This window comes from Zavarzinia marina, from assembly GCF_021568905.1.
Lineage (GTDB): Bacteria > Pseudomonadota > Alphaproteobacteria > Zavarziniales > Zavarziniaceae > Zavarzinia > Zavarzinia marina.
The window spans coordinates 77,771-91,340 of the sequence record NZ_JAKGSB010000009.1; the positions used below are offsets into that span (position 1 = coordinate 77,771).

General features: G+C 68.4%; 8 protein-coding genes. 3 read left to right on the forward strand and 5 right to left on the reverse strand.

The features are described from left to right. Positions 1-27: 27 nt before the first annotated feature. The 5 genes from L2U69_RS18325 to L2U69_RS18345 form a co-directional block, all read right to left on the reverse strand. On the reverse strand, positions 28-1,002 hold the full coding sequence (locus L2U69_RS18325; RefSeq protein WP_329605427.1) for an NAD(P)H-dependent flavin oxidoreductase: 975 nt from the start codon (positions 1,000-1,002) through the stop codon (positions 28-30). An 88-nt stretch (positions 1,003-1,090) separates the two neighbouring features. Then, positions 1,091-2,125 (reverse strand): asparaginase, encoded by a 1,035-nt coding sequence (locus L2U69_RS18330; RefSeq protein ID WP_236108576.1) that lies wholly within the window; start codon positions 2,123-2,125, stop codon positions 1,091-1,093. Between the two features lie 204 nt (positions 2,126-2,329). Then, complete coding sequence (locus tag L2U69_RS18335) at positions 2,330-3,529, reverse strand: NADH:flavin oxidoreductase (RefSeq protein ID WP_236108577.1); 1,200 nt, start codon at positions 3,527-3,529, stop codon at positions 2,330-2,332. A gap of 163 nt (positions 3,530-3,692) precedes the next feature. Further along, entirely contained in the window at positions 3,693-5,075 is a 1,383-nt protein-coding gene (locus L2U69_RS18340) for an aspartate aminotransferase family protein (RefSeq protein ID WP_236108578.1), read from the reverse strand. Positions 5,076-5,348: 273 nt separating this feature from the next. Continuing rightward, on the reverse strand, positions 5,349-5,732 hold the full coding sequence (locus tag L2U69_RS18345; protein ID WP_236108579.1) for a helix-turn-helix domain-containing protein: 384 nt from the start codon (positions 5,730-5,732) through the stop codon (positions 5,349-5,351). Between the two features lie 277 nt (positions 5,733-6,009). Here L2U69_RS18345 and L2U69_RS18350 point away from each other — a divergent pair, with 277 nt between their 5' ends. From L2U69_RS18350 to L2U69_RS18360, 3 genes are all read left to right on the forward strand, one after another. Next, positions 6,010-7,026 carry a phytanoyl-CoA dioxygenase family protein gene (locus L2U69_RS18350; RefSeq protein ID WP_236108580.1) on the forward strand — a complete coding sequence of 339 codons (1,017 nt, stop codon included), beginning with the start codon at positions 6,010-6,012 and terminating at the stop codon, positions 7,024-7,026. A 78-nt stretch (positions 7,027-7,104) separates the two neighbouring features. After that, positions 7,105-11,871, forward strand: coding sequence for an NAD-glutamate dehydrogenase (locus L2U69_RS18355; protein ID WP_236108581.1), 4,767 nt, complete (start codon positions 7,105-7,107; stop codon positions 11,869-11,871). Between the two features lie 170 nt (positions 11,872-12,041). Next, complete coding sequence (locus L2U69_RS18360; protein WP_236108582.1) at positions 12,042-13,373, forward strand: MFS transporter; 1,332 nt, start codon at positions 12,042-12,044, stop codon at positions 13,371-13,373. Positions 13,374-13,570 lie beyond the last annotated feature (197 nt).

Sequence of the window (13,570 nt, forward strand, 5' to 3'; positions counted from 1 at the left end):
CCGGGATGACGAGTCTATTGACGGCGATCAGTTCAGGAAGCCGGCGAGACGCCTGGAGATCAGGGCTTCCGCTTCCGACATGATGCGCTCGACCAGTTCCTTCACCGTCGGCACGTCATGGATCAGGCCGGCGACCATGCCGCAGCTCCAGGCGCCCGCTTCCATGTCGCCGTCGATCATGACCTTGGGATAGATGCCCGCCACCTGGTCGTAGATGTCGCCGATGGAAAGGTCGGCGCCCTTTTCCTTCTCGATCTCCAGGATGCGGGCGACGCCGCTGTTGTTGATCACGCGCTCGGTATTGCGCAGCGAACGCATGATCAGGCGGGTGTCGAGCTCGGAGGCGGCGACCAGGGCCTGCTTCACGTTCTCATGGACCGGGGCTTCCTTCGTCGCGATGAAGCGGGTGCCCATGTTGATGCCCTCGGCCCCAAGCGCCATGGCGGCGACCAGGCTGCGCGCATCGGCCATGCCGCCCGAGGCGATGAAGGGGATCTTCAATTCCTCGGCCGCGCGGGGCAGCAGGATCATGTTGGGCACATCATCCTCGCCCGGGTGGCCGCCGCATTCGAAACCGTCGACCGAGACGGCGTCGCAGCCGATCCGCTCCGCCTTCAGGGCGTGGCGGACCGAGGTGCATTTGTGGACGACCTTGATCCCCGCCTCTTTCATCTTGGGCAGATATTTCTCGGGGCTGCGACCGGCGGTTTCCACGACGCGGATGCCGCCGTCGATGATGGCGTCGATATATTCGTCATAGGGCGGATCGGCGAAGGTCGGCAGGAAGGTGAGGTTCACGCCCACCGGCTTGTCGGTGATCTCCCGCGCCTTGGCGATTTCCTTGGCCAGCAGTTCGGGCGTCTTCTGGGTCAGCGCCGTGATGATGCCGAGGCCGCCGGCGGCGGAAACGGCGCCGGCCAGCGGTGCCAGGCCGACGAAATGCATGCCGCCCTGGACGATCGGATGCTCGATGCCGAGAAGTTCGGTGATACGGGTCTTCACGTTTCTCTCCCCTCTTAGGTTGGTAACAGCGTTACCATCCGGGCCGTCCCGGCGGAAGAGGGAAGGGAAAGGCGCGGACGGGGCGACGTCAGTCGCGGATCTCGCCGATCAGATTGCGGGTGAAGAGGGTCCGCGCCATCACCGGGGGCAGATCCTGGGCCAGCAGGAAATGCAGCTTGGTATAGGCCGCCTCGAAGGTCATGTCGCGGCCGTCCATGACGCCGGCCCGCGCCAATGCCGAACCGGCGGCATAGGCGCCGAGCCGGATGCCGCCGTGCAGCGCCTGGCTCAGGGCGACGGTGACGATGCCCCGGCGCACCGCCCGTTCCAGGAACACCTGCATGTGGCCGTCCAGGCGGGGCACCGTGCCGCTGCCGTAACATTCGACGATCAGCCCCTGGGGCGCCATGTCGAGAATCGCGTCGAGCACCGCCGTCGGCAGGCCGGGGACCGCGCGGAGCGAAAGGACCCGGGCATCGAGATGGTCGGGAATGGTGAAGCCCGGTTCCGTGCCGTCGGGCCGCTGGAGGGCCGCGAGGTCCATCGCCGGCACCGGCAGCAGGCGGGCGATCGGCGGGTGATTCGGGCTGTCGAAACCCGCGAAGTCGCTGGACGAGACCTTGGTCGTCCGGCATCCCCGGTAGAGCACGCCGTCGAAGGCGAGACCGACCCCGGCCAGCGACGGACACGCGGCGAAGGTCAGGGCCGAGACGACGTTCTCAAGCGCGTCCGATCCCTCGACCTCCAGCGGGACCTGGGCCCCGGTCAGGATCACGGGCACGTCGATCCCGGCCAGCATGAAGCCGAGCGCGGAGGCGGTATAGGCCATGGTGTCGGTACCGTGCAGCACCACGAAGCCGTCGTAGCGGCCGTGACGCTCGGCGATGAAGCGGGCGATGGTCAGCCAGTCCTCGGGTGCCGCGTCGGCACTGTCGATCGGGTCGACGGCGGACTGGATCGAATAGAGCGGCAGGCTTTCCGCCCAGGGGCCGAGATGGGCGGCCAACGCCGCCGGCAGGTCGCGCTGTGGCGCCAGCCCGTCGGGCGAGGCGCGCATGCCGATGGTGCCACCGACATAGAGCACGAGGATGCGACGGTTCAAGTCCAGATCAGGCAGCGACACGACCCATTACTCCGGCAACCCAGACCGGGGGGAGGCAAAACCGGGGATGCACCGGCCGTTCGGCCGGCCCGCGTCGTGCCGCCAGTGGAATGGTGCCCCCAAGCATGCCCCACGCCGGGTTTTCCGCAGCCCCCGCCACGGTGTGGCCACGAGCTTAACCCAGATCGGGGACATCCGGCCATCGAATTGCGGCGGGGCCCGATGCTAGCCGGCGATACGCTGATTGGGGGCGGCATCGGGCGGCGCATGAAGGACGCAATGGGTCCCGGACGGCCCGTGCATGGTGGCGACGCATCTGTTGCAGCTGTCGCAGCCCGAGGCTTCGGCCGTTCCCGTCCGGAAACGCTCCACCAGCGCCGGATCGTGCAACAGCGCGCGTCCCAGCACGACGGCGTCGAATCCGTCCTCGGAAAGAGCGGCGTCCACGCTGGCCAGGGACTTGACCCCGCCCAGATAGCCGAGCGGCATGCGCACCGCCGCCCGCACCTTCCTGGAATGATCGCGGAAATACATCTCGCGGAAGGCCAGGGCCCTCGGCTGCATCAGGGACAGCATGTCGAGGGCGCGGCGCCCGACGAAGCCGGGCTCGGCCGCCTTCATCTCGGCGATCGGCATCTTCGAGCCGAAGATCCACCACGGCGCCTGGACGTTCATGCCGCCGGACAGCACCAGCATATGCGCCCCGTCCGCCTCGAGGAGCGAAGCGAGCCGGGCGGCGTCGTCTCCCTCGTTGCCGCCGCGATAGCCCTCGAAGACGCCGATCTTGCACATCACCGCCATCCGGGCCCCGACCGCGTCGAGAACCCGGCGCAGCACCATGCGGGGGAAGCGGGCGCGCCCCTCCATGTCGCCGCCGAATGCGTCGTCGCGCCGGTTCTCCCCGGGCGAGAGGAACTGGCTGAGGAGATAGCCGTGGCCCATGTGGATCTCGACCGCGTCGAACCCCGCCTCCTCGGCGATCCGGGCGGCGGCGGCGAAGATGTCGGCGATCGTCTCCAGCTCGGCCGGCGACAGGGCCCGCTTCAGGGGCATGCCGTGCAGCGCCCCGGTCGGATTGAAGCCGGCGGAGGCGCTGCCCGGGCGCAGGCCCGAGGCGGGCTTCAGGAAGCTGAAGGCGCCGCCATGGGTGATCTGGGCGGCGACGGCGGCCCCTTCGCGGTGGACGGCATCGGTCAGGGCCCGGAGCGGGCGGACGGCATCGGGCCGAAGGCAGATCTGGTCGGCGAAGGTCCGCCCGTCCCCGGCCACCGCGCAATAGGCGACGGTGGTCAGCGCGACGCCGCCGGCGGCCACGGCGCGGTGATGTTCGACCAGCGCCTCGGTCGGCAGGCCGCCCCGGCTCCGCCCTTCGTTGGCGCCCGATTTGACGAAGCGGTTGCGCAGCGTCAGGGGGCCGATCGTCAACGGTGTGAACGCGGATCCCGCCGTGCGTCCCATGATGCCTCCCCCCCTCGGTGCTGGGCGGCATTCTAGGTCGACGGCCGGTGCGGCCAACCTCCAAAGGGATTAGGCATTCTCATCCTCGTCGTCCCGGCCTGGGCCGGGGCGGCGAGGCGGACGGACGGAATCAGCGGCCGAGGTCGCGGGCCGTCAGTTCGATGCAATGGGCGGCCAGGCCGACCAGTTCGTCGATCTCCGCCTTGGTGATGGAGAGGGGCGGTGCCAGCACCATGACGTCGCGGCAGGCGCGCATGACGAGGCCGTTGGCGAAGCAATGGTTCCGGCACTGGGTGCCGACCTCGCGCTTCGGATCGAAGAAGGAGCGCGTCGGCTTGTGTTCCACCAGTTCGATGGCGGCGATCATGCCGACACCGCGCACTTCGCCGACCAGGCGATGATCGGCCAGCGCCGCCAGCTTCTCCTGGAAATAGCCGCCGATTTCGCCGCCGGCGGCCTCGACGAGGCGTTCTTCCTCCATGATCTCGATGTTGCGCAGCGCGACCGCCGCCGCCACCGGATGGCCGGAATAGGTGAAGCCGTGGACCAGTTCCTCGCCCGCGGCGCGGAAGGTGTCGGCCACGCGCCTGCCCATCATGATGCCGGCCATGGGGATGTAGCCGGAGGTCAGGCCCTTGGCCATGGTCATGAAATCGGGCTCGATGCCGAAGGTCTGGCTGCCGAACCAATTGCCCGTGCGCCCGAAGCCGCAGATCACCTCGTCGGCGATGACGAGGACGTCGTACTGGCGGCAGATGCGCATGATCTCCGGCCAATAGGTCGAGGGCGGAATGATCACGCCGCCGGCGCCCTGGATCGGCTCGCCGATGAAGGCGCCGACATTCTCGGGCCCGAGTTCCAGGATCTTGCGCTCGAGGGCGCGGGCCGCCTTCAGGCCGAATTCCTCGGGGCTGAGGTCGCCGCCGTGGGCGTACCAATAGGGCGCCTCGATATGGACGACGCCGGGCAGCGGCAGGTCGAACTGCGGGTGCATCGGCGTCAGGCCCGACATGGAGGCGGCCTGCATGGTGACGCCGTGATAGCCGTAGTTACGGCTGATGATCGTCTTCTTGCGCGGCTTGCCCTGCAGGTTCCAGAAGTAGCGCACCAGCTTGGCGATCGAATCATTCGCCTCCGACCCCGAGCCCGCATAGGTGACGAGATCCATGCCGGCCGGCGCGATCTGCGCCAGTTTCTCCGAAAGCGCCACCACCGGCGGATGGGTGCACTGGAAGAACGTATTGTAATAGGGCAGTTCGAGAAGCTGCTGCCTGGCGACTTCCGCCAGTTCGGCGCGGCCATAGCCGACGTTCACGCACCAGAGGCCCGACATGCCGTCGATCAGGCTGGCGCCTTCCGTGTCCCACAGGCGGACGCCGTCGGCACGGTTGATGACGCGGGCGCCCTTGGCGGCGAGGGCGGCGTGGTCGGTGAAGGGGTGCAGGTGGTGGCGCGCGTCGGCGGCCTGGAAGGCGCTGGTCGAATTGCGGGCGGGCGCGGTGGTAACGGTCATGGTCTTGGCCTCGGGCAAGGGAAATCGTCAGGACGGGCTTGGCAGGAAGACCGGATCCTAGGGATTGTAACCGATGCGCGCGCAATGAAGCATCAGCACGGATTTCCGCGAAGGGGCGGAACCGGGCTGCCGACAGGCATTGCGAAGATGGGCCGACACGATCATGGCGCGAGCATACAGCAAGAGGCCCGCCCCGGATAGAGCGGGCCTCGCGCCAAGCTGCAAAGTGCCCCCACCGGTCCGCCGGGGCCGAGGCCGCCGACCGGCGCGGGCTCAGGCCTCCGCTGCTTCCTTGCCGAGGGTGCGCAGAAGCTCGATCACCTTGCGGCGAACCGCTTCATCCTCGATCGAGTAATAGGCGCGCACCAGGTTGATGGTCTCGGCGCGCGACATGAGATCGAGTTCGCTCGAATCCGTCTCGGGACGGGTGCCGTCGACGCCGTCGAAGAAGAAGGAGATCGGCACATCGAGGACTTCGGCCATCTTGTGAAGCTTGGAAGCCGAAATCCGGTTGGTGCCTTTTTCGTACTTCTGCACTTGCTGGAAGGTGAGGTCCAGGGCGTTGCCAAGTTCCGTCTGACTGAAGCCCAGAAGCTGACGACGCAGCTTTACCCGGGCCCCGACATGAACATCGACCGGATTAGCCTTGGAAGGCATAGTTGTTCTCCTTGTCCCCGGCAAAAGCGCTGAGCCGACATACCGAACTACATCAGCACCACGGATAACCGAGTGTTTCCAATGAATTACTGCCCCTACAAAAGTTCTTTTATCACAGGAGTGTAATAGTGCCAATGGTAGTGGAAGCGCTTCTCCTGCACGCGGTTCCGCATAGAGGGAAGATTGTTCCGAATGCCGACATATCCTCCTAAAGTACAACGTCATGAATAGTTTGTCGCCGAATAAGAGGAAGTGGATCAGGGGATTCAGCCAGGCATTGAAAAACCTGCTGCTGTTGCCGATTCGGGTCCTTTCGCTCGGGACGGGCGCCAAGTCGTTCGCGGGCAATCCGGTGATCGGCAGTCCCCTGCTCAATCGCCTCGGCCTCCATGTCGCGCGGCTCGTCCTCGCCGACCGGGCGATGGCGTTCCGGCGCCTGCTGCTTTCACCCACGGTCGCCGCCGGGGACCGCGCCGCGTTCCGCCGGGACGGTTTCATCCTGAAGAGCGACTTCCTGCCGGCCGCCGAATTCGCCGCCCTGGAGGCGGAGATCCGGGCGCTGCGCGCGCCCGGCCGCGCCTGCCACCAGGGCGACACGATCACCCACCGCATCCTCCTCGACCATCACGCGCTGGCGGGACTGCCGACGGCCCGGCGGCTGCTGTCGGACCGGCGCTACCGGCGCCTGCTCGGCTATGTCGCGGGACGGCTGCGGGTGCCGGGGCAGTGGGTGCAGACGATCCGCTCCGGCGTCCTGCCGGGCCCGCCCGATCCGCAGACCAATCTCCACATCGACACCTTCCAGCCGACCATGAAGGCCTGGCTGTTCCTCGACGACGTCGACGAGGCCTCGGGCCCCTTCACCTATGTGCCCGGCTCCCACCGCCTGACCCGGTCGCGCCTTGCCTATGAGTACCGGCGCAGCCTGGGCGAGCGCGATTCGCCCGACCGGCTCTCTGCGCGCGGCTCGCTCCGGGTGCCGGTGACGGACCTGCCGGGTCTCGGCCTGCCGGCGCCGCGCGCCTTCGCGGTGAAGCGGAATACGCTGGTGGTCGCGGATACGCGCGGCCTACACCGTCGGGGCGACGTGCTGCGCCGGCCGTCCGACCGGATGGAAATCTGGGCGATGGCCCGCACCAATCCCTTCAACCCGCTGCCGGGCCTGCCCTTCGCCTGGTGCGACAGACTCGATCTCGCGCTCTATCGGGCCTGGCTCGAACACCAGGATACGCGCGCGGCGAAACGCGGCGGGCAGCCCTCGTGGCGTCTCGTGCCGCCGGCGGAAGGGTCCTGAGCCCGTCTCGTGCCTTGGTGGTGTCACAGCTCTCGGCTAGGCTCGCCGTCAGTCGAGACGGTCGTCGGGGGAGGTATCATGGTCGAGAACAAGGCTGAACAGGCGCGGCGCGACCAGCTTCAGGCCATCGTCGCCCTGGCGGAAAAGCGCCTCGGCGCGGGGGCCGACGAGATCGCGGTCATGGTCGCGCGCTATTTCGACCGGCTCGCGACCGAGGATCTTCTGGCCCAGCCGGCCGACGCCTTGTTCGGCGCCGCCCTCGGCCATTGGCGCTTCGCCGCCGAACGGCCGAAAGGCAGCCATCGGGTCCGGGTGTTCAATCCCCGCCTCGACAGCCACGGTTGGCACAGCCCGCATACGGTGGTCGAGACCGTGACCGACGACATGCCGTTCCTGGTCGATTCGATCACCGCGACCCTGGCGCGGGAGGGCCGGGGCGTCCACATGATCGCCCATCCCGTGCTCTGCGTGACCCGCGACGCCGACGGCCACCGCACCGGCCTGGTCGACCCCGGCACCGGCGGCGTCATCGCCGAATCCCTGATCCACATCGAGATCGACGAGGACGGCGACGCCGACAGCCGCGCCGAACTCGCCTCCGTCCTCGACAAGGTGCTGGGCGACGTGCGCGCCGCGGTCGAGGACTGGCACCCCATGCTCGACACGTTGAACGATGCCATCGCGCATCTCGAAGCGGTGCCGGGGGTCGATCGCGAACAGGCCGACTTCCTGCGCTGGCTGGCCGAGGGCAATTTCGTCCTGCTCGCGACCCGCGACTATGTCGCCGAGGACGAGGGCTTCGTGCAGGCGCGCGGCCTCGGCCTGCTGCGCGACGCGCGGGTCCACGCCATGGGTCGCGGCGGCGAGGCGGGCGTCCATCACCTGCGCGAACAGGGGCCGCCGGTCATGGTCACCAAGACCAACATGGAATCGACCGTGCACCGCCGCGCGATCATGGATTTCGTCGGCGTGAAGCAGTTCGGCGACGACGGCCGCATGGTCGGCGAACGGCGCTTCTACGGTCTCTTCGCCTCGACCGCCTACCAGCTTCGCCCGCGCGACATTCCCCTGCTCCGGGGCAAGGCGGCGCGCGTCCTCGCCAAGGCCGGCTATGCCGCCGACAGCCACGACGGCAAGGCCCTCCTGAACGCGATCGAGACCTTTCCGCGCGACGAGCTGTTCCAGGTTTCGGAAGACGAGCTGGCGGATTTCGCCCATGGCATCCTCCGCCTCGAGGAACGGCCGCGCACCGGTCTCTTCCTCCGGGTCGACGCCTTCGGGCGCTGGGTCTCGGCCCTGGTCTATCTGCCGCGCGACCAGTTCGACACGGCCCTGCGCCAGTCGGTCGAAGGCATCCTGTGCCGTGCCGCCGGCGGCGAGGTCATGTCCCGCACCAGTCAGGTCGGCCAGACCGAACTCGCCCGCGTCCATCTGATCGTCCGCGCGACCGAGGAAGGCATCCGCAGCCTGGATCCCGAGACCCTGGAGAAGGAGATCATCCTGGCCGCGCGCGGCTGGGTCGACCGCCTGCGCGAAGCCCTGATCGCGGCCGAGGGCGAGGACAAGGGGGTGCGGCTCGCGCGGCGCTGGCTGCGCGCCTTCCCCAGCGCCTATCGCGAAAGCCATGCCCCGGCCGTGGCGATCGCCGACATCGCCCGCGCCGAGATGCTGCTCGCGACCGGCGACGGCGCCGTGACCCAGGCGGTCTACCGCCTGCTCGAGGACGACGAGACGGTGCTGCGCTTCAAGCTCTACCGTCGCGGCCTGCCGGCCCCCCTGTCCGACTGTCTGCCGCTGATCGAGCACATGGGCCTGCGTGTGATCGAGGAAACGCCCTTCTCGCTCCGTCCCGACGGGGGCGAGGTGGTCTGGCTCCACGATTTCCGCCTGGTCGAGCCGGACGGCCGCGCCCTGCCGCTGGAAGCCGTCGGCCCCCTGATCGAGGATGCCTTCGCCCAGCTCTGGGCCGGACAGATGGAGGACGATCGCTTCAACCGTCTCGTCGTTCTCGCCGCCATGCCGGCGCGCGACGTCATGGTGCTGCGCGCCATCGCCAAATATCTGCGCCAGATCGGCCTTTCCTTCTCCCAGGCCTATATGGAGGAGACCCTGGCCCATTGGCCGGGCGTCGCCCGCGCCATCGTCGACCTGTTCCGCCTGCGCCACGATCCCGCCTTCGAGGGCGATCGCGCGGCGGCGATGGAGACGGCCCGCGCCGCCATCCTCGAATCCCTCGACGCCGTCGCCTCGCTGGACGAGGACCGGATTCTCCGCCGCTTCCTCAACATCGTCGACGCTTCGCTGCGCACCAATCTGTTCCAGAAGCGCGCCGACGGCGCCGATGCGCCGTGCCTCGCGATCAAGCTGGACAGCCGCGCCATCGAGGGGCTGCCGCTGCCGAAACCGCTGGTCGAAATCTGGGTGTTCAGTCCCCGGGTCGAGGGCGTTCATCTGCGTGGCGGGCGCGTCGCGCGCGGCGGCCTTCGCTGGTCGGACCGGCGCGAGGATTTCCGCACCGAGATCCTGGGCCTCGTGAAGGCGCAGATGGTGAAGAACGCGGTGATCGTGCCGACCGGCTCCAAGGGCGGCTTCTATCCGAAGCGCCTGCCGCCGGCCACCGCGGGACGCGAGGCGATCCAGGCCGAGGCGATCGAATGCTACCGGATCTTCATCGGCGGCCTTCTGGACGTCACCGACAATATCGTCGCGGGCGAGGTGACGCCGCCTGAAGGCGTGGTGCGCCACGACCAGGACGATCCCTATCTGGTGGTCGCGGCCGACAAGGGCACCGCCACCTTCTCCGACATCGCCAATGCGATCGCGGAATCGCGCGGCTTCTGGCTGGGCGATGCCTTCGCCTCGGGCGGCTCGGCCGGCTATGACCACAAGGCCATGGGCATCACCGCGCGCGGCGCCTGGGAAGCGGTGAAGCGCCACTTCCGCGAAATGGGCCACGACACCCAGTCCGAACCCTTCACGGTGGTCGGCGTGGGCGACATGTCGGGCGACGTCTTCGGCAACGGCATGCTCCTGTCCGAGAAGATCCGCCTCGTCGCCGCCTTCGACCACCGGCACATCTTCCTGGATCCCGATCCGGACCCGGCGGTCAGCTTCGCCGAGCGCCAGCGCCTGTTCGCCCTGCCGCGCTCGTCCTGGGACGATTACGATCGCAAGCTGATCTCGGCCGGCGGCGGCATCTTCCCGCGCAGCCTGAAGGCGGTGCCCCTCAGCCCCGAGGTCCGCACCCTCCTGGATCTCGATGCCGAGATGCTCACGCCCCAGGACGTGATGCGCGCGATCCTGAAATCGCGGGCCGATCTCCTCTGGTTCGGCGGTATCGGCACCTATGTGAAGGCGGCGGCCGAGACCAACGCCGATGCCGGCGACAAGGCGAACGACGCCATCCGCGTCGATGCCGGCGAGCTCCGCGTGAAGGTGGTGGGCGAGGGCGCCAACCTCGGCGTCACCCAGCGCGGGCGCATCGAATATGCCGCCGCCGGCGGCCGCATCAATACCGACGCCATCGACAATTCGGCCGGCGTCGACTGCTCCGACCACGAGGTGAACATCAAGATCCTGCTGAACGGCGTGATGGCCGACGGCGATCTGACCCGCAAGCAGCGCGACGAACTGCTGCGCGCCATGACCGACGATGTCGCGGCGCTCGTCCTCGAGGACAATTATCTCCAGACCCAGTCGATCAGCATGGTGCTGGCGCGCGGGCCGTCGGTGGTGGAGAACCAGATCCGCCTGATGCGCATGCTGGAGGCCGAGGGGCGCCTCGACCGTGCGGTCGAGCATCTGCCGCGCGACAAGGAAATGCTGGCCCGGGCCCGCGAGCGCCGGGGCCTGACAAGGCCCGAGGCCTCGGTCCTGCTGTCCTACGCCAAGATGCGCCTGCAGGACGATCTGTTGGACGGCGACGCGCCCGAGGACGATTTCCTCGACGACGCGCTGGCGACCTATTTCCCGAAGGCGCTGCAGGACCGCTATCCGGCGCAGATCGCCCGCCACCGCCTGCGGCGCGAGATCATCGCCACCCAACTCGCCAACGCGATCGTCAATTGGACCGGGCCGACCTTCGTCTCCCGGATCGCCGAATCGACGGGCTTCGAGGCGGGCGCCATCGCGCGCGCCTTCGTCGCGGCGCGGGAAGTTCTGGCACTCGGCCAATTGGCCGGCGCGGTCGACGCGCTCGACGGCAAGGTGCCGGCGGCAAGCCAGATCGCGATGCTGCTGGAGACGGCGAATGCCACCCGGCAGGCGAGCATGTGGCTGCTGCACAACGAGTCCCAGCCCCTCGACATCGCCGCGACGCTGCACCGCTACGGCCCCGGCGTGGCCCGCCTGACCGCGGCCCTGCCGGACCTTCTGCCGGCGCGGGCCGAAACACGCCTCGCCTCGGCGCAGGACGGCCTCGCCTCGCTCGGGGTGCCGGCGGATCTCGCGGCCGGGATTTCGGCCCTGCCGTTCCTCGCCGGCGCGCTCGACATCGTCGCGGCGGCCGAATCCTGGGGCGACGTGCTGGTGGTCGGCGCCACTTATTTCCGTCTGGGCGACGAGATCGGCCTCGATGCGCTGCGCGAGGCGGCCTCGGCGATCGAGGTGACGGACCATTGGGATCGCCTCGCCCTGACCGCCCTGGTGGACGATCTCTACGCTCAGCAGCGCCTGCTCGCCTCGGCCGCGACAAGGGCCGAAGGCGGCGTCGACGGCTGGCTCGAAACCCATGAAGCCGCGATCGCCCGCACTCATGCCCTGATCGGCGAGCTCACGGAAGGCGGCCCCACCCTCGCCAAACTCACCTTCGCCGGCCGTCACCTGCGCGGCCAGTTCTCGGTTTAGGGCAAAAACGCGTCGTCCAGGCAGAAGGCCGGGACCTTTCGACAGTAGGGCGGCCCTTTTGGACAAAGATCCCGGCCTTCGCCGGGATGACGCCTTTGGGGTGGGCGAAGGTGATTGAAAAGCCGGCGGTTCCGCGTCCAAATAGCCGTAAACGGTGAAGGAGAAAAGCGTTGGGGAACCGTCTCGCCCAGGCGTCCTGGACGACGTTCGACTGGGCCTTCCAGCCCTTCTTCACCCTGGTCACCACCTTCATCTTCGCGCCCTATTTCGCCTCCGCCGTGGCGCCGGACGCGGTCAGCGGACAGGCGCTCTGGGGCTATACCCAGACCGTCGCCGGGGTGGCGATCGCCCTGCTGGCGCCGGTGCTCGGCGCCGTCGCCGATGCGGCGGGCCCGCGCAAGCCCTGGATCGCGGTACTGGCGCTCTGCACCGTCGCCGGCTGCGGCGTGCTCTGGGCGGCGGTGCCGGGTCTCGATGGCGGCGGCCTGCTGCTCGTGCTCGGGGCCGTGACGCTTGCGACCATCGGGGCGGAATTCGCCATCGTCTTCAACAACGCCATGCTGCCCTCCCTGGTGCCGGCGCATCGGATCGGTGTGCTCTCGGCGATCGGCTGGGGGGTCGGCTATGTCGGCGGGCTGGTCTCCCTCGGCCTCGTGCTCGGCCTCTTCGTCCTGCCCGAGGTGCCGGCCTTCGGCCTCGACAAGGCGGCCCATGAGGCGGAACGCATGGTGGGGCCGCTCTCCGCCGTATGGCTGGCGGTGTTCATCCTGCCCATGTTCCTCTTCGTGCCGGATCAGGCGTCCCAGGGCCTGTCGCGCGGCAAGGCCGTGCGCCAGGGCCTGTCTCAGCTCGGCGCCACCCTGCGCGGGCTGCCCCGGCACCGCAATGTGCTCCGCTATCTGATCGCCCATATGATCTATGGCGACGCCCTGCTCGCCATCTTCGCCTTCGGCGGCATCTATGCCAGCGCCACCTTCGGCTGGGACCTGCTGACCCTCGGCATCTTCGGCATCCTGCTGAACGTGCTCGCCATGGCGGGATCCTTCCTCGGCGGTGTGCTCGAGGCGCGGGCGGGTTCCAAGGTGACGATCACGGTCTCCCTGGTCATGCTGATCCTCGGCACCGTCGGGATCCTGTCGATCGGCGCCGAACACATCTTCTTCGTCTTCGAGGTGACGCCGCCGGCGCCCGACCGCGGACTCTTCGACAGTCCGGCGGAACAGGCCTTCATCCTCTGCACGCTCGTTCTGGGGCTGCCCTTCGGTCCGGCCCAGGCGTCCAGCCGCAGCCTGATGGCGAAACTGGCGCCGCCCCATCTGATGACCGAATTCTTCGGTCTCTACGCGCTCTCGGGCAAGGCGACGGCCTTTCTGGCCCCCTTCATGATCGGCGTCGTCACCGACCTGACCGACGATCGCCGCCTCGGCATCGCCGTCGTCCTGCCCTTCCTGCTGGTCGGGCTGTGGCTGCTGTCGGGGGTGAAGGAAGACAGGCGCTATTGATGCCGCCCCGCCGTCCCGGCTTTTTCCGGGACGGCGGGTTTGTGGCTTACCTGTTCTGGCGCCTTACCTGTTTTGGCGGTTGTCGATGAGGTCTGTGACGACGGAGGGATCGGCGAGGGTGGAGGTGTCGCCGAGGGCGCCGAACTCGTTCTCGGCGATCTTGCGGAGGATGCGGCGCATGATCTTGCCGGATCGGG

Bases quoted from the DNA above. Each gene is read 5' to 3' on its own strand.
- L2U69_RS18355 (WP_236108581.1), top strand. From the start codon at position 7,105: ATGGTCGAGAACAAGGCTGAACAGGCGCGGCGCGACCAGCTTCAGGCC.
- L2U69_RS18345 (WP_236108579.1), bottom strand. From the start codon at position 5,732: ATGCCTTCCAAGGCTAATCCGGTCGATGTTCATGTCGGGGCCCGGGTA.
- L2U69_RS18340 (WP_236108578.1), bottom strand. From the start codon at position 5,075: ATGACCGTTACCACCGCGCCCGCCCGCAATTCGACCAGCGCCTTCCAG.